This is a genomic window from Chryseobacterium vietnamense, from assembly GCF_031454475.1.
Taxonomy (GTDB): Bacteria; Bacteroidota; Bacteroidia; order Flavobacteriales; family Weeksellaceae; genus Chryseobacterium; species Chryseobacterium vietnamense.
In genome coordinates this window covers 47049-70440 of the sequence record NZ_JAVDQX010000008.1, presented here as the reverse complement: position 1 = coordinate 70440, position 23392 = coordinate 47049, and the positions used below count along the sequence as shown (strand labels likewise).

The window sequence follows — 23392 nt, the reverse complement described above, 5'->3', positions numbered from 1 at the left end:
TGAATGTTTAATAGAGTCATTACAAATCAGACCAAAACGATGGTGCTTTTGATGTTGGTTTTTACAGCCATCATATTGTTGTTCAGTGGTTTGGTGTACTTTTCTATTGTTAATTTTTCGCATCAGAGGTTTTATGAGCTGTTGAAGATCAGAACAGCTACCATTGTTCAGATTGAAAAAAGTAAAGATCATCTCGACCTTCCGGAAAATTATGTGCTTAACAGCTTGAATGATGAGGAGCTTCCGATGGAAAAAGACTATGTTTTTGCTGTTCCTACCGATTCCAATTTCAAAAAAATATCCCAGGAAGTTCATATTCCGGATTATTTCTTTAAAAATATTATCAAAGAAGGAGAGTCTAATTATAACGATGAAGAATTCTACTATATAGGTCAGAGTTTCAGATATGATGATAAAGATTATATTGCAATCGCTTCTGCTAAAAACCATTATGTGGTTTATTATCTGGGTTTTTTAAAGAGAACCCTGCTTACCTGTATCGTGCTGTCTCTGTTCTTTAGTATGATTTTCTCTTTTTATCTGTCTAAAACTTTATTCAGACCCATTTTAAAAATTACAGGAAAAGTAAAGGAAATAAGTTCTGAAAATCTTCACTTAAGATTAGAGTCACAACCTGATAATAAAGAACTCAATGAATTGGTAGATACTTTCAATGATATGCTCAACCGTATTGAAACGTCTTTCGAAACCCAGAATCACCTGATCGGAAATGTTTCCCACGAATTGAGAACGCCTCTCACATCGATCATGGGAGAAGCCGATGTTGCTCTTTCCATCAGCAGAACAGCTGATGAGTACAAAGAAACTCTTGGGATCATTCTGGATGAAGCTGAAAAACTTGATAAAAAGATCAAGGCATTATTAATGATTGCCCAAACCGGATTCGACGGAAAGATCCAGAAAATGGATAAGGTGAGGATAGACCAGCTTCTTTGGGATGTTATTGAGACTCTCAGAAGGATTGATTCCCGAAACAATATCTATCTGGATATCAGTATGCTTCCCGATAATCCGAAAAAACTTAAAGTTCAGGGGAATGAGCAGCTATTGCATCTCGCAGTAGCAAATATCATCAGTAATGGCTGTAAATATTCTAATTTCCAGCAGGTTAAAGTCTCTCTGGGAGCCACCAATACAGATGTCTACATTATTGTAAAAGACAATGGTATCGGAATTCCGGAAGTAGAAATGAATAAAATCTACGATCCGTTCTTCAGAGCTTCTAATACGAACAATTACGAAGGCTACGGAATCGGCCTTCCGCTTGCGAGAAATATTGTAAGAATGCACCACGGTGAACTGATTGTTAGCTCGCATGAGAATCAGGGGACCACCGTACAGATGAAGTTCCCGAATTTCTATAGTATGCAGAAAGGGGAAGAAATAAACAAGTAAAATCTCTATTCTGGATTTTACTCATTTTTTATTTTTTTTGTTCTGAAAAACAAACGTTTATATCTTTTTTTTTGATCTTGATTCTTTCCTATATTAAGTCCTCTTAACAATTTTCTAATCTCATTTTAATCTCTTTAATCACATTTTAATTCCATTCCAAAGATCTTCTAATCTGGTCGTTCTAGTTTTGTATCATCAAAAAAGATAAACACAATACAAAATAATAAGAACATGGCTAAAACAATTTTAATTGCAACAGATTACTCTCTTGAGTCATTGAATATATTGAAAAAAGTACTTAAAGAGAAAGATGCATCAGAAGATCCGAACCAATATAATATCCTTTTGACTTCCGGGTATGATTCCGGAGACTCCATCAGGGATCTTTTGTTCAGTACCAAAACATCTGTTTTTAATAAAATCAGGCCTGCAGAATTCTGTGACGCTTTTGGAATTATCAGTAATAAATATCCTCATCTGGTTAACAAAATCATTTGTGATGTCTTTACAGGAAGTTTCCAAAGAACATTCAACCAATATGTAAAAGCAGAAAATATTGAAGAGGCTTATTATTCTCCATCTATCAAAAGCAAAGGAAAAGGTAAGTTTGATCTGATCCCTTATATCAAAAAATGTAAAGAACTGAAGTCTCATGAGATTGCTGTAGAGGTAAGAGAAAAGCTTCCTGAAAGAGGAAGGTTAGCAGAGATCTTTGTCGAAGTTTAGAATTAAACACAATTAAAAAAAATAAAAAATGTTAAGAAATTATAGTAACAGCAGGACACTGGGAGACAATATCAGGTTGGGGACGCTGACTGCCTTTACGGCGGGTACTATAAACATTGCTTCCCTATTGATATTTCTCTCTTTTACATCGAACGTAACGGGACACTATGCTATTTTAGCAGCAGAAATAAGTAAAGGAAACTGGACGCAGGTAGCTGTGGTAGGCGGATGGATCTTTTTATTCTTCTTCGGAAGCTTCCTGTCTAACTTTATTGTGATCAACTTTAACAAGAAAAGTAAATATTTTGCCCATTCTATGCCCATTGTGCTGGAAATCATATGTCTTCTGTTTGTAGGAGTGTACGGGCAGTTTTATTATCAGAAAACACTGGAAGAAACAGAATATCTTGTAGCATTGATGCTTTTCGCCACCGGACTGCAAAACGGTCTTACCGCAAGTATTTCCAACTTCTCTGTGAAAACGACCCACCTTACAGGAACAACCACCGACTTAGGAATTCTGGTGTCTATGTTTACACAGAAAAAATACAGAAAAAACGGAGAGCTGATTGGCAGAGCAAAACTTCTAATGAGCATTATGCTTGCTTACATAATGGGGGCGGTATTCTCAGGTTTGACATATTACTATCTGGAATTCAGGGTGTTCTATGTGATCAGTATATGTTTGTTGATTGTAATCGGGTATGATGCCTATAAAATTCATATTCGTCACTTCAATACGAAATACAGATACAGCAGGATTTATAAAAAACCGAATCTCTTTGCCTATCTGTATGATAAAATCCATGGAATTCCAAAAAGAGAAAAGAAAAGAAAACTTGTCTTTGAGGATTAAAATATAAACACATTATTAATTTTTTGTATAAACTAGCTGTAAGTGCCCTTATTTTATCATGGAATAGGGGCATTTTTCTTAAAAATTAACTTAAATATCTCTGAATGTATTGTTTTTGTCCTGTTTTTCATCGTTGTTGAAATGAAAATTTTAGGATGGAAGCAATTAACTTGCTAACGCCCTTCATTACAAACATTAAAAAAAGCGGTTGGGGATAAATAGGAAAAAATGTTGATAATTAAATATTAAATCACGATTTTAGTATTTTAATTCCCGTTTCCATTGACTATTTTTGTAAGTTGATTTACGTTTTTATGTCAGATATTATTCAGCTTTTACCGGATCATGTAGCCAACCAAATTGCAGCAGGAGAGGTGGTGCAGCGGCCTGCATCCATCGTGAAAGAACTTTTGGAAAATGCTATTGATGCAGATGCAACGAAAATTGAACTGATCATCAGAGATGCCGGGAAAAACCTTATTCAGGTGGTAGACGACGGAAAAGGAATGTCTGAAACAGATGCCCGTATGGCGTTTGAAAGACATGCTACCTCCAAAATCAAAGGAACAGAAGATATCTTTAAGATTGCTACAAAAGGATTCCGTGGTGAAGCACTGGCTTCCATTGCAGCAGTTTCTCAAGTGGAACTCAGAACGAAACAGAAAGATACCTCCATTGGAACCAACATTTATATCGAAGGCGGAGTATTCCAGTTTCAGGACCCGGTTCAGACAGCCGACGGATCAAACTTCTTAGTAAAAAATCTTTTCTATAACGTTCCTGCAAGAAGGAAGTTTTTAAAAAATAATAATATTGAATTCAGGCACGTAATTGATGAATTTCAGCGTGTTGCATTAGCTCATGAGAATCTGGAGTTTTCCCTTTTCCATGATGATGAAGCCGTTTTCAGGCTGAGAAAAGGAAGTCAGATGCAGCGTATTGTAGATGTTTTCGGAAGAAAATTACAACCGCTTTTAATTCCTATTAAAGAAGATATTATCTGGTGTAAACTGCATGGTTTTGTTGCCAAGCCTGAAGGGGCTAAAAAAGCAAGAGGCGAGCAGTTTCTTTTTGTGAACGGAAGGTATTTCAGAAGTCCATACTTCAATAAAGCAGTACAGGAAGCATTTGAAGGGCTTCTTCAACCTGGATATGTACCTTCGTTTTTCCTTTTCCTGGAGCTTGATCCGGAGAAAATAGATGTCAACATCCATCCACAGAAAACCGAAGTGAAATTTGAGGACGAGCATCTTATTTTTGCTTTGCTTCGTTCAACGATTAAAAGATCTTTAGGGATTTATAATGTTTCTCCCAGCCTTGATTTCGACAGAGATCCGGAACTGGATGAAATGATGAATAAGCCGATTCCCAGCAAAGGAAATGGAGGAGGCTCCGGCGGCGGGGTTTTTAAAATGCCTGAAATCATTGTAGATAAAGACTATAATCCGTTTCTGGAAGAAAAAAATGTAGTACATCCGGAAGAAATTCAGAACCTTACGGAAATGTACCATCAGAATATTACGGCAGAACCTTCAAAGATTAACCTTTTTGAAGATGAAGATTTTGATGAAGATTTAATGAGGCTCCCAAACGGTTACTGGCTTTTCAATAAAGGAGATGTCACCTTAATGCTGGATTTGGGAAGAATGCACAGACTGTTGGTTTCTGAAGGAAATAAATCCACCAGAAAATCCAATACAAACAGCCATGCCCTTCTTTTCTCTCTGGAGTATCATATGAATGAAATCGAAAAGACAAAATACAATTCGATAAAAAAATATCTTCCGGAATTAGGGTTTGACATGAAAATTGCTCATGAAAGTGTACTTCGAATAGATTCACTTCCTGAAGGACTGAAAGAAACCCAAGCCATGAAGTTCCTGGAAAACCTTTTTGAGATCCTGGATTACAAGACGGAAGAAGAATTTATGCAGTATTACCATAACCAATGGAACAAAATGCAGTCGAAGTCGAGATTTGACTTTATTTATAAAAAAGATGCGGAACAGTTGATCAAAGACTTTACAGCATTAGGCTTCCCGGAATTTTTACCGGACGGCAAAAGATGCTTTTATGAAGTTCCGTTTAACGACTTTAAAAACAAATTTTAGAAAATATGTTTAATAATATACCGCCGATTACAAGAAATATTATTATAATCAATGTTTTAGTATACCTTGTATCTAATTTTATTTTTAAAGGATTATATGATTCTTTGGTAGGCTATTATCCTTTTTCTCCACTCTTCAGATCATGGCAGGTAATCACACACATGTTTATGCATGCTCCTCTTGAAGAACCTGGAGGGGTAATGCATATTCTATTCAATATGTTTACCTTGTTTAGTTTTGGGCCAATTCTGGAACAGACATTGGGAGATAAAAAGTATCTGATATTATACTTTGCAAGTGGGCTTGGTTCATTTTTCTTGTTTAATCTGTGGAATTTTGTAGAAGTACAACAGATTGTTTCTGGTTTGGAAAGTTTAGGAGTCAATGCGTCTGAAATCTATTCAAGAGTATCTCTTAACACTGCTGATTATTTAACATTCCATGCATCTAGTCAGGAAGCACAAAATTTAGCAGATCAGCTTTATAGAGATTTAAGATCTCCTATGTTAGGGGCCTCTGGGGCTATTTTCGGTGTCGTAGCTGCATTTGCAACGCTATATCCTGATTCTAAAATTGGAATCATGTTTATTCCGGTTCCGATTAAAGTAAAGTATCTGTTGCCAATCATTGTTATTGTTTCAATATACCTTGGTGTTTCAGGAAACGGAGGAGGAATTGCACATCTTGCTCACGTAGGAGGAGCTCTTGTTGGATGGCTGCTGGCAAGAATCTGGAAAAAACATTTGTACCGTTTCAATTAAAATAACATTGTGAAGATTTTCCGTCTTATAGTACTGATTATCCATCTGGGAATCTTATTTCTGCTGTTGGGTACTTTATTGAACGCTTATGTTCCGCCAAAGATTTTTCCATGGTTTAATCTGCTTTCATTAGGGTTCCCGGTTCTTATCATTCTATATATCATCCTGACTGTATTCTGGATGCTAAGCTGGAAAAAAAGGACGTTTGTATTTATGTTTGCGGGTTTGGCATTTATAAATCCTGTAAAACGTTGGGTTAACTATTCTGATCAAAATCAAAAACCGGGCTCTGAGATAAAGGTTATTTCTTTCAATACAAGGGCTGGGAGAATAGGAAATAAAGAGGTTGAACCCTACCTGAAATCTCAGAATGCAGATGTTATTCTTCTTCAGGAGGATGCGGGTATTAAATATAAATTTGAAGGCTATCAGAAAGCAAATCCCGGAGGAGGTTTAACAATTCTGACCAAACATAAAATCATTAAGCAGCAGATGATCGATCCACAGGATGAAGGGGTAAGAATTCCTGGGTTGATGGCTGATATAGAAATTAATGGCAGGACCTACAGGTTCATTGATGTCTACCTCAATCCTTTTCGTTTTCAAAAAGAGATGGTGAAACTTAATGGAGATACAGATAACGACGAACAAAAAATAAAAGATGTTATTAAAAGGCTGATTCCCACCTTTAAAAAGCATCAGGAACAAATTGATCTGATTCGTGAAGTCATTGATAATTCGCCTTACCCCGTTATCCTTACTGGGGATTTCAATTCTGTTCCCAATTCTTATGAATATTATCATTTATCAGAAGGGCTTGAAGATGCATTTTTAACAGCTGGAAAAGGCAGTGCAACCAGTTTTCACGACTATAAATTTCCAATAAGGATCGATTACGTTTTTTCTTCAAAATCAATAAAGGCAATATCTTATAAGGTTGACCGTTCTATAAGTATTTCAGATCATTATCCTGTCACAGTTAAGTTTTCTGCGGAGAACAAATAATCATAAAAAGAGTTAAAATTGTCTGCTTGGTAGGATTTTTGTTGAAAGAAAACCGTACCAAGACCGTTTTTTCATGAAGTCGAACCAGATATTACTATTTATACATATCGTTGTTGCTGTTTTGCTGTTATGCACATTGGGGAATGCATGGATTCCACCAAACATTTTAGGCAACCTGAATCTTTTGTCTCTTGGTTTTCCTTATTTAATACTGACCCATATAATTCTAACGCTGATCTGGATCTTTAAAAAAGAAAAAATTGCGATTGCTTTTGTATTAGGTACATTTATTTTCTATAATCCAATCAGACGATGGATCAACTTTTCTCCAAAAACAGAAAATTTAAAAACAATACGGGATATTAAAGTACTGACTTTTAATGTGAAATACGGAGAATATGGCTGGGATAAAGTAAAAGACTATATCAAAGCACAGGATGCTGATATTATTCTGGTACAGGAAAAAGATACCAACCGCGTTATAAAACGTGATCTTATAAAATATCCGTCGGTTATTCTTAAAACTAAGCATAAAATTGTAAGACAGGCAGAACTTATTGATGAAAAAGCCCGTGGAAATTCATTCTATGCGGATATAGACATTAATGGAAAGGTAGTCAGAATTATTAATGTATATCTTGAACCCTTCAGACTTCATAAATCTATGTTTACGAAGCTTGATGGATTAGGTTTGGGAAATGTTTCAACATTGCTTTCTCATATGACTCCCACATTTCAGGCTCACGAAGATCAGGTCAAAAGAATCAGAAAAATGGTAGATTTATCTCCTTATCCTGTTATTCTGGCCGGTGATTTTAATTCTGTCCCCAATTCGTATGAATATTACAATCTTGGTAAAGACCTTCAGGATGCCTTTCTGGTAGCAGGAAAAGGGAGTGCGAGCAGCTTTCACGATTATAAAGTTCCTTTGAGGATTGATTATATTTTCACTTCGAAATCCATCATTCCGTTAAGCTATAAAGTAGACCAGTCTGTGAAATTGTCAGATCACTATCCTGTAATTGCAGAATTTCTGCTAAATTAGTTCCATGAAAAATTTACTGGCTGCGATTTTTATTTTTACCATTCTTTTTACAGCTTGTTCCAAGAAAGAATCTCCGGGTTTCGGAGCTGAACAGGAAGTAAAAATACGTTATGATACTACTGCTATCGATTCCTTTTCTACAGGAGCTGTTTCAGTGGATATCGCACGGAAAATAAGAATGTCTTCTCCTCAGTATATTGATTCTGTAAAACAGGCTAAAAAGCTTCAGGAAGAAGAAAATAAGCTTAAGGCAGAGCTTGAAAAAGAAAATAAGGCAAAACAGGAAGACGAAAAGAAAAAATCAGAGGCTGAAAAGAAGCTGAAGACTGCAGAAAAGCCTACGTCTCAGGAGGCCAAGCCAGAATAAATCTAAATTCCATTAAAAAATAAACAATATGAAAAAACAAATTTTAGCTGCAATCGTGATCTCAGTATTCACTGTAGCATGTACAAAATCAACAACAAAAACAGAACAGGTAGAGAATCCTGACGGATCTACTACCACTACTACCACTACCACAACTGAAACTCCTAACGTTGTGGATACTGCAAAGATCAACAATGCCAAAGAAGATGTGAAAACAAAAGTAGATGAAGCAGGCAATAAGATTGATGCTGCTGCTCAGAAGGCCAAAGATAAAATAGATGCCACAGCAGATAAGACAAAACAGGATCTCAACAAAGCTGGCCAGGATATAAAGACTGAAGCTAATAAAGTAGGACAGGATGCAAAAGAGGCTGCGAAAAAAGGAGCTTCGAAAGTAGAGGAAGCTGCAAAGAAAGTAAAAGAAGATCTAAGCAAATAAATATAAAAGCCGTAATTCTATTGAACTACGGCTTTTTAGTTATTATCTGTAAATAGATTTTTTTAACGTAAAGTTTCTATTCTGATACCCTACTATTCAAGGGAGCAAAGGTTGAATCAATAGATTGATTCTGACGAAGCATACGTATAGCCACTACATTTCATAAGCTGCGATATTCTCAGTCTCCTTAAATAAAACATTCGAATCACTGATTCTTTGTGCTTTACAGTAAATTTTATTTATTCATCTCCAGCAATGGATCAATATATTCTCTGTCATTGCTTAGTCTTGGTACTTTATTTTGTCCTCCCAGTTTTCCTTTGGCTTCCAGCCATTGATAGAACAGATTTTCTTTAGCGATATGAACAATCGGCCTTTTAAGAGTCATGTTGTTATACCTTTTCGCTTCATAGTCTGAATTGATTGTTTTTAGATGCTTGTCAAAAGCGTCAATAAAATGGTCCAGGTTATCCGGATGCTGACTGAATTCAAAAATCCATTCGTGGGCACCACCTTCATTTCCTTTCATAAATACAGGAGCTCCTGTAAAATCCGTGATTTGTGCACCAGTTGCTTCACAAGCTTTTGAAAGGGCAGATTCTACATTGGTAATCATCAGTTCTTCCCCAAAAGCATTGATATAGTGCTTTGTTCTTCCTGTTATTTTTATTCTGAAAGGATTAACTGACGTAAAGACAACAGTATCACCAATCAGGTATCTCCAGAGTCCTCCATTGGTGGTGATCACCATTGCATAATTTTTTCCTACTTCCACATCTTCCAGGCTCACGACCTTCGGATTTGAAAAATGGAACTGATCCATTGGAATAAATTCATAAAATATCCCATAATCCAGCATCAGCAGCATCTCATCACTGTCTGATCTGTCCTGGATACCAAAGAAGCCTTCAGAGGCGTTGTAAATTTCGTAGTAATTGATGTTTTTTCCGATGATCTGTCTGAATTGTTCCCGGTAGGGCTTAAAACTGATTCCGCCGTGAAAAAACACCTCTAAATTAGGCCACAGCTCAGAAATACTTCCTACGTTGGTTTCCTTTAATACCCTTTGCAGAAGGACCATCATCCAGCTTGGTACTCCAAGGATGCTTCCTACATCTTCATTTTTTACTTCGGAGGTAATTGCTTTAAGCTTACTTTCCCATTCTCCCATCAAAGAAACTTTCTTGCTTGGGGTGGTGGTAATTTCTACCCAAAAGGGAAGATTATCTATGAGAATAGCAGATAAATCTCCGAATTTTGTATTGAAATCTGCATATAGTTCGGAGCTTCCGCCCAAACGTAAGTTTTTATAATTAAAAAGCTGATTTTCTGGATGGTTGTTGGCATAAATGGAAACCATGTCCTTTCCGGCTTTCATATGGCAGTATTCAAGGCTTTCGGCAGAGATAGGAATGAATTTGCTTTTAGCATTGGTTGTACCTGATGATTTGGCAAAGTGTTTAATCAGTCCCGGCCAGCTTACATCTTTATGCCCCTGTCTTGCTTTTTCAATAAAAGGTTCCATTTCTTCATAGGTAACGATAGGAACTTTGTTTTTAAAATCCTGATAACTTGAAATAGAATTGAACCCGTATAACTTGCCATATTCTGTATCTTCTGCATGAAACAGCTGAGAAAAGAGTATACCTTTCTGGGTTTCAATAGGATGGTCCATGAAATTCTGTATCTGGTCAATCCTTTGACGGATGAACCAGTTGACTACGGTATTGAAAAGTGCTTTGGTTGCCATTTCAACAAATATAATGATATTTGAATTTTCAGAAAATTTTTTACGGAATTAAATAAAAAAACCGTTACAAATTTTGTAACGGTTTAGTATTTAGTTGATTGCTTATTAGCAATATTCGTCGTATGCTGCCTGAAGGTTTGCTGCGATAGCTCCTGCAGGATTACCTTCGATGTGATGTCTTTCCAGCATGTGAACCAATTCACCATCTTTGAAAAGCGCTACACATGGAGAGCTTGGAGGGAATGGAGCAAGGTGTTTTCTTGCTTCTACCACTGCCTCAGTATCAAAACCTGCAAATACAGTTGTTAAATGATCAGGTTTTTTGTCTCCTGTCAAAGAGTATACTACTCCTGGTCTTGCAGCACCTGCAGCACAACCACACACGGAATTGATAACCAATAATGTAGTTCCGGATTGCTTTAACGCATCTTCCACCTGAGCCGGAGTTGTTAAATCCTGAAAACCTTTATCTGTAAGCTCTGCCTTCATAGGCATTACTAAATCTGTTGGATACATATATTTTGTTTTTTATCTGCACAAAGTTAAGCAATTCTTTGCGTTTGTTCAATATATAAAAACTATCAATTGATTAGTCATATAAAATTAACCAAGTATTAATATTGTAATAATATTCTAAAAAAAGTGAATTAAAACTAGGAATAATAAAATATTATTATTAAATTTGAAATGATTCTGAAAAACAAACGACCGTGAAAAAAACATTTGAAGCTTTCCCTCAAGCAATCAATCATTTAAATACTCTCTGAAATATGGTAGTAGCTTAATTCTTTTTCAGTTTAGAATCAAACTGATTAACAAACTTTAATATCCAAAGAAAGTGAAGCCCGGAACTGAAAAGTTCCGGGCTTCTAATCAAATCGATATGCAAAGGTTGTATATCCTAGTTATGGAATGAGATACGTGTTTCCGAAATTAAGATGAACTTAAAACCCCGAAATCCGGATCACATTAAGACAGGAGTTTTTTAGCCATCTCGGAAATACTTTTTCCGTCTGATTTCCCGGCTAATGCTTTTGATGCAACTCCCATTACCTTCCCTAAATCTTTAGCAGATTCAGCTCCGGTTTCAGAAATAATATTTTTAATTTCTGTTTCTAATTCTTCAGCAGAAAGCTGTTTTGGCAGAAACTGCTCGATAACTTTCATCTGAGCATCTTCTACTTCTGCAAGATCATTTCTTCCCTGTGCAGTAAATTGGTCGTAAGAATCCTTACGTTGTTTTACCATTCTCTGAAGAATGGCTATTTCCTGTTCTGCGCTTACTTCAGCTCCGATGGCTTCAGTTTTAAGCAGTAATATCTGTGATTTCACAGCACGCAGAGAATCTAAAGCCACTTTGTCTTTGGCTCTCATTGCTGTTTTTATAGCTTCGTTTATTGTATTTTCTAAACTCATGTTTATATGCTTTTGGCTTTTGGCAATTGGCTGATAGCTTGTATGTGGGCCTGCAGGCCATTTGCTAGCAGCCAATTGCCAATTGCAATTTTAATCTACATCTTTATTTAAAAATCTGTTTTCTCTGATCTGCATAGATCCATTGTTATCAGACAGGTAAGTATTGATATTCTGGTCTGATGCATTGTTTCCGTCAATAGAGATATTTTTTCTTTTAAAAGCAGGAATAGATTCAAATTCACTCGTGCTGTCAAAATTTTGGTAACGGGAGTTGAATTCTTTTAATTTATTTCTTCTTTCAATGACTCTGTCCTGATCAATCGTCTTATTCACGAAAGTGAATTCTGATTCTTCAGTTTTTGGAGTTTCAATTTCTGTTTTGTTTTCAAAAGTTGATCTTACTTCAACCTTGGGTTCTTCCTGTTTCTGATAGAAGGTTTCAATCTTTTGAGCGGGTTCAGCTACTGCAGCATTTGTAGGGATATTAAATTCTGCTTTTGGCTGTCCAAAATCCGTATTAGGCTCGTTTCTGGTAGGCTCGTTTACGAAGAAACTGAATTCAACAGGTTTTTCATTGGAAAACGAGTTGTTGAACGGAGTTCCGGATTGTGGTTCCTCTTTCTTGTTTTCAAAATCAAATGAGAAAGACTGGATCTCAAGATCGTTTGGATCATCATGCTCCTCATCAATAGCAAGTAAGCTATATTCTTCTTCTCCTTCTTCTTCATTTCTCCAGCTTTGTTCTGGAGTATTTACCGTATCTTTCTCTTTATCAAAGAATTTTATTTCAGTTCTTGGCTGTTCTTCTTCAATAATCATTTTTTTTTCAGCAGACGTCACATTGAACGGAGTATCATGGTCTTCGTCATCCAGCCTGAAAAGGTTTTTACCCCCAAAATCATGGGTTGGTTCAGGAGCTGATTCTCTTTCTTCTCTTGTTTTGAAAGGAGAATTTTTAGGAGCTTCAAAACTGTCGTTAAGACTGATTCTGATTTTCTCTGTAGGTCCTGCAAACTTCTTATGATCGTTAGAGAATCCTGTTGCGATAACAAGAACACTAACTGCATCCCCTAATTCTTCATCTGCACCTACCCCGAAAATGATATCTGCTGTATTTCCGGCCTCTTTCTGAATGTGGTCCATGATGATACCGATCTCATCCATGGTAACTTCTTCAGCACCACTTCTGATCAATAACAGTACGTTCTTGGCACCTGTAATCTTATTATCATTCAATAATGGGGAATCAAGGGCTTTTCTAACCGCTTCTTCAGCTTTATTTTCACCTGAAGCCGTTCCTGTAGACATCAATGCCGTACCAGAATTCTGAAGGACAGATTTAGCATCTCTAAAGTCAATGTTTACATCAAAGTAACCTGTAATAACTTCTGCCATACCTTTCGCAGCATTTGTTAAAACTTCATCGGCTTTTGAGAATCCCTGCTTGAATCCAAGGTTTCCGAATTGCTGTCTTAGTTTATCATTGTTGATTACAATAAGTGAGTCAACATTGTTTCTTAATTTATCCAGACCGTTTTCTGCCTGTTCCAACCTTCTTTTCCCTTCAAAACTGAAAGGAACGGTTACAATACCTACAGTAAGAATTCCCATGTCTTTTGCCACTTTAGCAATAACAGGAGCAGCTCCGGTACCTGTACCACCACCCATTCCGGCAGTGATGAACACCATTTTGGTGTTTTGGCCCATAGCAGCCTTGATATCTTCAATACTTTCGATGGCTGATTTTTCTCCTACTTCAGGATCGGCACCGGCTCCAAGACCTTCTGTGATAGAAGTTCCCAACTGAACTTTATTAGCTACCGGGTTATTATCTAAAGTCTGAGCATCTGTATTACAAATCACGAAATCAACTCCGTGAATTCCTTTCTCGTACATGTGCTTCAGAGCGTTGTTTCCACCGCCCCCTACACCGATTACCTTTATAATGGATGAATTTCCTTTTGGCAAATCAAATGAAAATCCTTGTGTACCTATATTTTCCATAACTATACTTTTAATAATTGATAAGTGATAGATGATAATTGATGAATGATATTCGTTATTAAATTAATAAATATTAAATTATTTCCAGCTATCATTGACCATTAATCTTGTATCATTTATATTTATTCTACTTCTTCAAAGAATTTTTTTACTTTTTCCATAAGCGACTGCCCGAAGGTCAATTTTGCTTTTCTGTTCTCTTGCTTTTCGTTTTCGAAAGACTGCTGTTCCTGAACGGGTGCTGCCTGTTGGATAGGTTGAACCGTTTCCGGCTGTACTACAGCTGTTTCCTGCTTAGGCTGCTCGGCAACAACTTCTATCTCCTCATCAGCATTCTGTTTTTTGTCTCTGATCTTTAAACTTTCCATCAGTAATCCGATGGATGTAGCAAATTCAGGGCCTTTCAGATACTGATTTTTATCGTTGGCGATATATTCATTCGCAAAACCGATTCTGCTGTCAAAACCTGTCGTATAATTGGCAAGCTGACGAAGGTGCTTCAGGTTTGAACCACCACCTGTAAGAACGATTCCGGCAATCAATTTTTTCTTTTGTTCAAAAGCACCGTAAGCTTTCAGTTCTGTATTCACCATTTCCAAAACTTCTTCTACTCTCGCGTTGATGATCTGCGCTAAGGTTTTTAAAGAAATTTCTTTGTCCGGTCTTCCGTGAAGCCCGGGAATAGTTACAAAAGTACTGTCTTTTTCTAATTCGGGAACAGCCGAACCAAACTTTACTTTAAGTTGTTCTGCATGTTTCTCTATGATGGAGCAACCTTCTTTGATATCTTCAGTAATAATTCCGCCTCCGTATGGAATCACACAGGTATGACGGATGATATTATCCTTAAAGATCGCAATATCGGTTGTACCACCACCAATGTCAACAATGGCCACACCAGCTTCTTTTTCTTCTTTTGTAAGGACAGCTTCTGATGACGCCAATGGCTCTAAAGTAAGGGCTTCCATTTCTAATCCGGCTTCACGGACGCATCTTGCAATATTTCTGATGCTGCCCATTTGCCCTACTACAACGTGGAAGTTGGCTTCTAGACGTTTTCCATGCATTCCGACAGGTTCCTGAATTTCCCCCTCGGAATCCACTTTATATTCTTGAGGAAGTACGTGGATAATTTCTTCTCCAGGAAGCATAACCAGTTTTTTTACCTGATCTTTTAATGCTTCGATGTCGTCGTCTGTAATAAATTTATCAGGATGTTCACGCATAATATAATCGGAGTGCTGCAGAGAACGGATGTGTTTTCCTGCAATACCTACCGTAACTTTGCGGATAGGAACTCCGGCGCTGGATTGTGCTTCGGATACTGCAGCCTTGATTGAATTAATAGTTTGTGAAATATTATTCACAATACCTTTATGAACACCAAGACTTTTAGCTTTTCCTACACCGAGAACTTCTATTTTCCCGTGTGCATTCCTTCTTCCGACAATCGCGACTATCTTCGTTGTCCCGATGTCCAGACCTACTGAATACTCTTGATTTTCCATTTTTATATCGATTTGATTTTTTTCTACTTTTTTTTATCTATAAGGATAGTTTCCTATTTGTGTATAACTTATTCTATTTTAACTTTTGCCTTAGGCTTGGACTGTGCCTTGACGGGTGGCTTTTTCTCTGCTTTTTTAGTTTCTTTTGTATGGTTTTTCGGTTTTGTACTCTCTTTTGGTTTTACCGATGAGGTTTTTTTTACCTCTGCAATTTTAGGAGTGACCTCCGTCTTTTTAGCGGCCGTAGGAGAAGGAACTTTTGCCAGTTCCATTTTTCCCGCTTTTAAAATACTGTCATTTTCTTTAAAATAAGGATTTAAAGTAGTGACAATCTGATTCTGATATTTCACAGAAACCATGCTGTATTTCTGAGGGTCCTGATACACAAGGTATTTTTCCACGAAGGTTTTAAATCCTCTTACTTTAAAATCAATATTATCAAGGTCTCCAATCTCAACTCTGTAGTTTCCTTCGCTTGTCAGAAGGCTGTAATTATCTTTACTTTTTGAGATTCCGATAAAATATTTCTTACTGAAATCATCTTTGTCTATCTTTTCTACCAGCTCTGCCAGTTTTTCATATTCATCCGGCTGCACGTTTCCGGTTACCAGCATACATGGGTGTGAATAGGTTCTTGAAATCGGGAATTCAACTCCTTTTTCATCTACATAAAAATCTTTTCCATCTTTATTTAATCTGAAAACAGGGACTCTCTGCTTGATATCCAGATTTAGTTTTCCATTCAGATTCAGATAAACATTGGCACTGTCTACTGCCGGCAGGGAATTGATCTTTTTTTCCAAAGAAGGAATATTAAGATCTCCTACCTTCCCTGATGGGTTTTCTTTTTTTACAATCTCCCGGATATCTTTTTCATCCACAAAATACACGGGCGTTTTCTCACTCATTTTTACAGAAATCTTATTGTCTGTAATCTGCTCACGGCTGAATCTGCGCAATGAGAAGCTCAGTAACAATCCTAAGATGATTACAGTGACAACTATTTTTAATATTCTGTATTTATTTTTCATATTTTTCTTCGCGAACGCAGCGTTTAAATCAAATTTTTTGTATCCATTCGCAAATAGGGTCATACAGGGTGTCTATATTTCCTGCGCCTACCGTAAGAAGGATGTCAAAGTCTTTTTCTTTTATTTTTTCAAAAGCATCTGATAATGTTGATACTTCTTTTTTATTTAATATTACTTTATCCAGCAGCCAGCTTGAAGTGATTCCTTCAAAGTTTTCCTGAAGTTCTCTTGCAGGATAAATATCGAGAAGGATAAGCTCATCTGCTTTGCTTAAACTTTCTGCAAACCCATCTGCGAAATCTCTTGTTCTGCTGAAAAGGTGGGGCTGGAAGGCTACCAGAAGTTTTTTATCAGGGTAAAATGTTCTGATTGAACTCATTACAGCATTGATTTCTGTAGGATGGTGAGCATAATCATCAATGTAAATTTTACCGTTTTGATAAATATGTTTGGTATATCTTCTTTTAATTCCTTTAAAGTTGGCAATTGCTTTTTTCAGCGTATCAAAATCTGCGCCTAAATTATGCAGAATAGCCAGTGCTACAGTGGCATTTTCCACATTATGGATTCCCGGAATTTCCCAGACAAAATCTTTTACGGTTTCAGTTGGAGTATGGAAGTCAAAATATATCTTATCATGATCCATACGCAGATTGTCTGAATAATAATCTGCAGGCTCATTTACCGCATAAGTTTGGTGCCCTCTGCCAATTTCCAGACCTTTTCTTACAAAAAGTTGTTTGTCCTGAGGTACTAACGCTGCGAATTGTCTGAATCCTTCTTCAATATGATTGATGTCTCCATAAATGTCCAGGTGGTCTGCGTCTGTGGATGTTACTACTGCCCAGTCCGGAGACAGGTTCAGGAAGCTTCTGTCGTATTCATCTGCTTCTACTACAGAATAGGTAGAGCCATTGTACAGGAAGTTGGATTTAAAGTTTTCAGAAATTCCTCCCAAAAAGCATGAGAATGGAAGATCTGCCTCTTTACATAAATGGGCCACAAGGGTAGATGTGGTGGTTTTTCCATGCGTTCCTGCAATGGCGATACAATCTGTATTTTCAGTGATTAATCCCAAAACTTTAGCACGTTTCAACACTTCAAACTGATTTTGGTTGAAGAAATCAAGGATTCCCAGTGTTTTAATGGCTGGTGTATAAATAACTAATGTATCTTCTTTTTGAAGAGAAGTAATCCTTTCATCAATAAGGTCTTCAAAAACAATATCAATGCCTTCATTCATCAGATTCTGAGTCAGTTTTGTATTGGTTTTGTCGTATCCCAATACGTTTTTTCCGGATGCATTGAAATAGCGTGCTAATGCACTCATTCCGATCCCTCCGATTCCAACGAAATAAAAAGTCTGATATGTTTGTAAAATGTTCATTTATATTTTAATCTTTAAACTCTTAAACCAGTTCAGAGTTTTATTACTAATATTTTATATTATAGGGCTTTAATCAGCTAATATCAATGACTCGTTAATAAATTAAACTTTAACGGTGTCAGGCTGAGCTTGTCGAAGCCTCCTAATCTTTCATCCTATTTTTTGATAACAAGGGTAATAAGTCCCAGTTATTATTTATTATTGCCTCCTTCTTTTTCCTACTCCAGCCTTTAACTTGTTTTTCAAAGCTTATAGCTTGATTAACATCATTAAACTCATGGTAGAAAACAAGTTCTACGGGTTTTCTTGTATACGTGTAACTTTCAGGATTTAATCCTTCATTATGTTCATTAATTCTTCTTTCCAAATCATTGGTAAAGCCTGTATAGTAAGAATTATCGGAACATTTTACAATGTATACATAATATATTTTCATTCATTTGTGTTTGCTTACTGGCCCTTCGACAAGCTCAGGGTGACAGCTCTAATACTAACTGTTTTATTTTACTCGTGTCAGGCTGAGCCTGTCGAAGCCTTTCTATTTTATCACATTAAATATTTCATCTACAATCTCTTTTGCTGCATTGGGTTTGGCAAAATATTTCAGATTGTCGGTCATTTCTTTTCTTACCTCTTCATTCTCGCAGATTTCTGATAAAGTATTCCAGAATTTTTCCTTCATTTCAGAGTCTTTTACCATTCTGGCTGCATTCTTTTCAACCAGGTTCATAGCATTTTTGGTTTGATGGTCTTCCGCTGCAAAAGGGAAAGGAACCAAAAGCACCGGCTTTTGTGCTACGGCCAATTCTGAAATGGCAATAGCTCCGGCTCTCGAAACGATGATATCAGCCGCAGAATACGCCAATTCCATATCTTTAATGAATTCTTTCAAATGAATGGAATCTGGAATCTGGAGGCTGGAAGACAATTCGCTGTAATCCAACTTTCCTGTTTGCCAAATTAACTGATACCCTTTTTCTTTCAGATTATCTAGGTTTTCTTTCCATGCATTATTCAAAGTTCTGGATCCTAATGAACCTCCTACAGACAGAATCGTAAGTTTGTCTTTATCCAATCCCATCTTTTCTTTTGCCTGAGCAGTTTCCTGCATTCCTGAAACAATATTTTCACGAATCGGATTTCCCAGGAATTTTATTTTCTCTGCCGGAAAACCTTCTACTTTCGGATAGGCTGTAAAAACGGCTTTCGCTTTTTTGCTTAGAATTTTATTGGTAACTCCTGCGTGAGCATTTTGTTCCTGAATAAAGATCGGAATTCCCATTTTACTTGCTTCATAAAGCGCGGGCCCGCTGGCAAATCCTCCGGTTCCTACAGCAAAATCAGGAGCGAAATTTTTGATAATTCTTTTAGATTTTGATAAACTTTTCAGAATCTTGAAAGGAAGTCCCAGATTGGATAACAGGTTTCCTCTGTCAATTCCTGCAATATCAATTCCTTCAATCTTATAGCCTGCCTGAGGAACTTTTTCCATTTCCATTTTCCCGTTGGCACCAATGAACAAAAATTCTGCATCAGGAAACCTTTTTCTGATCTCATCCGCAATGGCGATAGCCGGGAAGATATGTCCTCCTGTCCCTCCGCCGGATAATAGTATTTTTAATTTTTTGTCCATTTTAAGCAATATCGTTTATTTCTGCTATACTTTGTTTTTTGCCCATTCCTTCTTCATCATAAATCTGAATCCTTGAGCTTATATTTAAAATAATACCTAACTGTAAATAGGTGACCAGCATTGAGGTTCCTCCGTAACTGATCAAAGGCAGAGGCTGTCCTGTTACCGGGATCAGATTCACTGCAACAGCGATATTGACCGAAAGCTGAATGAAGATCATCACTCCAAGACTGAGCACGAGCAACGATCCAAAAAATGCCGGCATTTTACTGGCAATCATCACGATCCTTATCATCATAATCAGGTATAAACTGATCAGAAAAGCAGCTCCTATCACTCCGTATTCTTCTACAATGACTGCGAAAATAAAGTCGGAGGCAGATTGTGGAAGCATTTGTTTCAATGCACTTTTTCCTGGTCCCATTCCGGTAATTCCGCCATGAACAATGGCTGCTTTGGCCTGCATTACCTGATAGTTTTTTGCTTTTACGCTTTCATCATCTACATCGGCAGATTTTGCTTTGCTTGAGGTAAATGTTTCTACACGGCTCATCCATGTGTGAACACGGTTACCACCGATCATGTTTGTATTCAGCGCTATTAATAAAAATAAAACAATGGCTACAAATGATGCTGAGATAAATCCTGCAATGTATTTCCAGTGAAGCTGTCCTATGACAAGAACCACAACGGAAACCATTAGAATCATTAATGCCGTGGAACCATTATCCTTTGCTACCAATACGAAAACAAGCAGGATAGGCCCGAAAATATACATGATATTCTCTATCGGAAGCCTTTCTCTGGTGATCTTTTTAGTCAGATACCTGCACAGATAGATGATCAGCATTAAAAAGGCAAATGATGAAGGCTGGAAAGAGATTGGTGTTCCCGGAATTTTCAGCCATCTGGAGGCGCTAGCTCCGTCAATGGTCTGTCCCGTAAACATGGTAACAATCAACAGAACAATCATAAGGCCGAGCAGAATACTGCTGAGCTTTCCGATGTATTCATATTTTATGGTTCCTACCAGTCTCATAATGGCTAATCCCAGGACTACAAAAAACATATGTTTGATAACGTGGCCTGTTGTGGTCCCGTTATTAACAATGTATTCGAGATTTGAACTTGCAGAGTATACCGGGAAAATAGAGAAAATGGAGATCACAAGGATGACCATCCAAAGTACTTTATCGCCCTTTAGAAATTCAAATCTGCTTTCTGTGTTCTGTTCGTCCATATCTAATGCTATTCTGGCTATTGGCCATTGGCTTTTAATACCTGTTGTTTAAACTGGTGTCCTCTGTCTTCATAGCTTTTGAACAAGTCAAAGCTTGCACAGCATGGAGATAATAAAACGGTATCGCCTTTTTTAGCCAGTGATTTTGAAATTCTCACGGCTTCTTCCATGCTTGAAGTATCATAAATAAGCTCTTTTTTATCTTTAAAGAAATCTATGATCTTCTTGTTATCAATCCCAAGGCACACAATGGCCTTTACTTTTCTTTTGACTAAATCTTCAATTTCGGTATAGTCATTTCCTTTATCTAATCCACCAACGATCCATACGGTTGGTGTTTTCATACTTTCCAAAGCATAGTAAGTGGCATTTACGTTGGTTGCCTTACTGTCATTGATGTATTTTACACTGTCAATTTCAGTCACCAATTCCAATCTGTGCTCTACGGCCTGGAAGGTCATCAGTGAATGTCTGATGCTTTCATTGTTGATTTTTAATATCTTACCGGCAATAGATGCTGCAAGGCTGTTGGCTACATTGTGATTTCCCAGCAGAGACAATTCATCAACTTTCATTGAGAATTCGTCCTTCATTTTTACCACAATTTCATCATCATTCACAAAACCTCCTTCAGATAACTTCTCTTTGGTTGAGAAAGGAACCATTTTAGCCTTTATTTCAAGCTTTTCAAGAAGATTCTTACTCATTTCATCATCTTTGTTGTAGATGAAAAAGTTATCATTCTCCTGATTTTCAGTGATTCTGAACTTTGCTAACGCATACTCTTCATAGTTGTAGTTATACTGATCCAGGTGATCCTGAGACAGGTTTAACAATAAAGAAATATAAGGTCTGAAATTCTGAATGTCATCCAGCTGGAAAGAGCTAACTTCCAGTACATAATATTCATGATTTTCATCTGCGACCTGCTTGGCAAAGCTGTATCCGATATTTCCTCCTAAACCTACATTCAATCCGTCATTTTTCAGGATATAATAGATCAGGGAAGTAGTGGTTGTTTTTCCGTTGCTTCCGGTAATGGCAATGATCTTCGCGTCTGTAAATTCAGAAGCAAATTCAATTTCAGAGGAAAGCCTGATTCCTTTTTCATGAATTTTATGAATGATGTCTGCCTTTTTCGGAATTCCCGGGCTTTTTACAATCCAGTCAGCATTTAAAATCCTTTCTTCATCGTGGTTTCCTTCTTCAAATTCAATTTCATTATCGGTAAGAAACTGCTTATAGTTATCCTTAATGGCTCCTTTATCTGAAAGAAATACTTCCAGACCTTTCTTTTTAGCCAAATAAGCAGCTCCGCATCCGCTTTCTCCACCTCCTAAAACAACTATTTTCATATTATTTTGATTTAATGATTAAAAGATTTAATGATTAAAAAAATATTCAATGCTTCAATCTTTTAATTTTTAAATTGATTTTTTATCTCATTTTTAGTGTGATCAGACATACAATTGCCAATATTACTCCGATGATGATCATTCGGTTCACGATTTTACTCTCGTGGAAACCTTCTTTCTGGTAATGGTGGTGTAATGGTGACATTTTGAATAGTCTGTTGTTTTGGGCATATTCCAGCCCGTATTTTCTTTTTCTGTATTTGAAAACAACTACCTGAAGCATTACAGACAGGTTTTCAATTAAGAAGATTCCACATAATACAGGAATCAATAATTCTTTTCTTAAAATAATGGCTAAGACAGCAATCACGCCTCCCAGCATTAAGCTTCCGGTATCTCCCATGAAAACCTGCGCAGGATAGGTATTGTACCAGAAGAATCCGATCACGGCACCTACCATTGCTACCGCAAAAATGGTGGTTTCACCCATGTTGGGAAGGAACATAATATTAAGATAGTCTGCAAAGATGATGTTCCCTGAAAGGTAAGCGAAAAGAGCCAGCGTGAGCAGTATAATGGCACTTGTTCCTGCTGCAAGACCGTCAATTCCATCTGTGATGTTAGCTCCATTCGAAACGGCTGTTACAATAAAGATTACAATGGGAATAAAGACAATCCATGCCCACTCATGGGCATCTTTATCATTCATCCAGAATAAAATTCCACTGTAATCGAATTCATTATTTTTTGCAAAAGGAACGGTGGAAACGGTAATTTTTTCTGTAGGCATAAAATTCTGCTCCACATTATTTCTGTTCACCACTTTAGCATCTGCATATTTTCTTTTAACGGTGATGTCCGGGTGGAAATACATGGTAATTCCGACAATCAAGCCTAAGCCAACCTGACCAACAATTTTGAATTTACCACTTAATCCGTCTTTATTTTTTTTAATTTTCTTTAAATAATCATCCAGGAAACCAATAGCACCCATCCAGAACATTGAAACCAGCAACAGTACAATATACACATTGGTAATTCTTGTAAACAGCAATACAGGAATGATCGTTGCCAGAATAATGATAAGTCCTCCCATTGTTGGAGTTCCTTCTTTTTGTTTTTGGCCATCTAATCCCAGATCACGTACCAATTCTCCCATTTGTTTTGTTCTCAGGTAATTGATTACTCTTTTTCCGTAGACAAGAGCAATAATCAGAGAGAATAATACAGCCATTCCGGCACGGAAGGAAATGTATTTCAACAATCCTAATCCCGGAACGTGAATTCCATGGTTGGTTAGATATTCGTATAGATAGTATAGCATAGTTTCAATTGTTAATAA

General features: G+C 36.9%; 21 protein-coding genes. 9 read left to right on the top strand and 12 right to left on the bottom strand.

Annotation, left to right across the window (positions count from 1 at the left end):
• Window positions 1-3: 3 nt before the first annotated feature.
• The 9 genes from J2786_RS21830 to J2786_RS21790 all read left to right on the top strand — a co-directional run bounded on the left by J2786_RS21830 (window position 4) and on the right by J2786_RS21790 (window position 8726).
• Complete coding sequence (locus J2786_RS21830) at window positions 4-1416, top strand: sensor histidine kinase (RefSeq protein ID WP_047426314.1); 1413 nt, start codon at window positions 4-6, stop codon at window positions 1414-1416.
• Between the two features lie 231 nt (window positions 1417-1647).
• Window positions 1648-2142 (top strand): hypothetical protein, encoded by a 495-nt coding sequence (locus tag J2786_RS21825; RefSeq protein ID WP_047426313.1) that lies wholly within the window; start codon window positions 1648-1650, stop codon window positions 2140-2142.
• Between the two features lie 28 nt (window positions 2143-2170).
• On the top strand, window positions 2171-2998 hold the full coding sequence (locus J2786_RS21820; protein ID WP_047426311.1) for a YoaK family protein: 828 nt from the start codon (window positions 2171-2173) through the stop codon (window positions 2996-2998).
• Window positions 2999-3312: 314 nt separating this feature from the next.
• Window positions 3313-5109 (top strand): DNA mismatch repair endonuclease MutL, encoded by a 1797-nt coding sequence (gene mutL / locus J2786_RS21815; RefSeq protein ID WP_047426309.1) that lies wholly within the window; start codon window positions 3313-3315, stop codon window positions 5107-5109.
• Between the two features lie 5 nt (window positions 5110-5114).
• Window positions 5115-5870 carry a rhomboid family intramembrane serine protease gene (locus J2786_RS21810; RefSeq protein ID WP_047426307.1) on the top strand — a complete coding sequence of 252 codons (756 nt, stop codon included), beginning with the start codon at window positions 5115-5117 and terminating at the stop codon, window positions 5868-5870.
• Window positions 5871-5879: 9 nt separating this feature from the next.
• Window positions 5880-6875: an endonuclease/exonuclease/phosphatase family protein gene (locus J2786_RS21805; protein WP_310026768.1), complete on the top strand. Its 996-nt coding sequence runs from the start codon at window positions 5880-5882 to the stop codon at window positions 6873-6875.
• 73 nt (window positions 6876-6948) lie between these two features.
• A complete protein-coding gene (locus J2786_RS21800; RefSeq protein WP_047426303.1) occupies window positions 6949-7920 on the top strand; it encodes an endonuclease/exonuclease/phosphatase family protein in 972 nt (323 codons plus the stop codon).
• 4 nt (window positions 7921-7924) lie between these two features.
• Window positions 7925-8287 carry a hypothetical protein gene (locus J2786_RS21795; RefSeq protein ID WP_047426301.1) on the top strand — a complete coding sequence of 121 codons (363 nt, stop codon included), beginning with the start codon at window positions 7925-7927 and terminating at the stop codon, window positions 8285-8287.
• Between the two features lie 28 nt (window positions 8288-8315).
• A complete protein-coding gene (locus tag J2786_RS21790; RefSeq protein WP_047426299.1) occupies window positions 8316-8726 on the top strand; it encodes a hypothetical protein in 411 nt (136 codons plus the stop codon).
• 235 nt (window positions 8727-8961) lie between these two features.
• Here the strand turns inward: J2786_RS21790 and J2786_RS21785 are convergent, their stop codons facing one another.
• The 12 genes from J2786_RS21785 to mraY all read right to left on the bottom strand — a co-directional run bounded on the left by J2786_RS21785 (window position 8962) and on the right by mraY (window position 23374).
• Window positions 8962-10476 carry a GH3 auxin-responsive promoter family protein gene (locus tag J2786_RS21785; protein WP_047426297.1) on the bottom strand — a complete coding sequence of 505 codons (1515 nt, stop codon included), beginning with the start codon at window positions 10474-10476 and terminating at the stop codon, window positions 8962-8964.
• 105 nt (window positions 10477-10581) lie between these two features.
• Entirely contained in the window at window positions 10582-10992 is a 411-nt protein-coding gene (locus J2786_RS21780) for a BrxA/BrxB family bacilliredoxin (protein WP_027372869.1), read from the bottom strand.
• A gap of 453 nt (window positions 10993-11445) precedes the next feature.
• Window positions 11446-11892 carry a GatB/YqeY domain-containing protein gene (locus tag J2786_RS21775; RefSeq protein WP_047427764.1) on the bottom strand — a complete coding sequence of 149 codons (447 nt, stop codon included), beginning with the start codon at window positions 11890-11892 and terminating at the stop codon, window positions 11446-11448.
• 90 nt (window positions 11893-11982) lie between these two features.
• Entirely contained in the window at window positions 11983-13896 is a 1914-nt protein-coding gene (gene ftsZ, locus J2786_RS21770; protein WP_047426295.1) for a cell division protein FtsZ, read from the bottom strand.
• 122 nt (window positions 13897-14018) lie between these two features.
• Window positions 14019-15404, bottom strand: coding sequence for a cell division protein FtsA (gene ftsA, locus J2786_RS21765; protein WP_047426294.1), 1386 nt, complete (start codon window positions 15402-15404; stop codon window positions 14019-14021).
• Window positions 15405-15472: 68 nt separating this feature from the next.
• On the bottom strand, window positions 15473-16435 hold the full coding sequence (locus tag J2786_RS21760; RefSeq protein WP_047426292.1) for a cell division protein FtsQ/DivIB: 963 nt from the start codon (window positions 16433-16435) through the stop codon (window positions 15473-15475).
• Between the two features lie 28 nt (window positions 16436-16463).
• Window positions 16464-17822, bottom strand: a complete 1359-nt coding sequence (murC, locus tag J2786_RS21755) for a UDP-N-acetylmuramate--L-alanine ligase (RefSeq protein ID WP_047426290.1) — start codon at window positions 17820-17822, stop codon at window positions 16464-16466.
• 142 nt (window positions 17823-17964) lie between these two features.
• Window positions 17965-18258 (bottom strand): GIY-YIG nuclease family protein, encoded by a 294-nt coding sequence (locus J2786_RS21750; RefSeq protein WP_047426288.1) that lies wholly within the window; start codon window positions 18256-18258, stop codon window positions 17965-17967.
• A gap of 102 nt (window positions 18259-18360) precedes the next feature.
• A complete protein-coding gene (murG, locus tag J2786_RS21745; protein WP_047426285.1) occupies window positions 18361-19455 on the bottom strand; it encodes an undecaprenyldiphospho-muramoylpentapeptide beta-N-acetylglucosaminyltransferase in 1095 nt (364 codons plus the stop codon).
• 1 nt (window position 19456) lies between these two features.
• Window positions 19457-20695: an FtsW/RodA/SpoVE family cell cycle protein gene (locus tag J2786_RS21740; protein ID WP_047421942.1), complete on the bottom strand. Its 1239-nt coding sequence runs from the start codon at window positions 20693-20695 to the stop codon at window positions 19457-19459.
• 17 nt (window positions 20696-20712) lie between these two features.
• Window positions 20713-22050 (bottom strand): UDP-N-acetylmuramoyl-L-alanine--D-glutamate ligase, encoded by a 1338-nt coding sequence (gene murD / locus J2786_RS21735; RefSeq protein WP_047426283.1) that lies wholly within the window; start codon window positions 22048-22050, stop codon window positions 20713-20715.
• Between the two features lie 82 nt (window positions 22051-22132).
• A complete protein-coding gene (gene mraY / locus J2786_RS21730; protein WP_034693896.1) occupies window positions 22133-23374 on the bottom strand; it encodes a phospho-N-acetylmuramoyl-pentapeptide-transferase in 1242 nt (413 codons plus the stop codon).
• Between the last annotated feature and the right edge of the window lie 18 nt (window positions 23375-23392).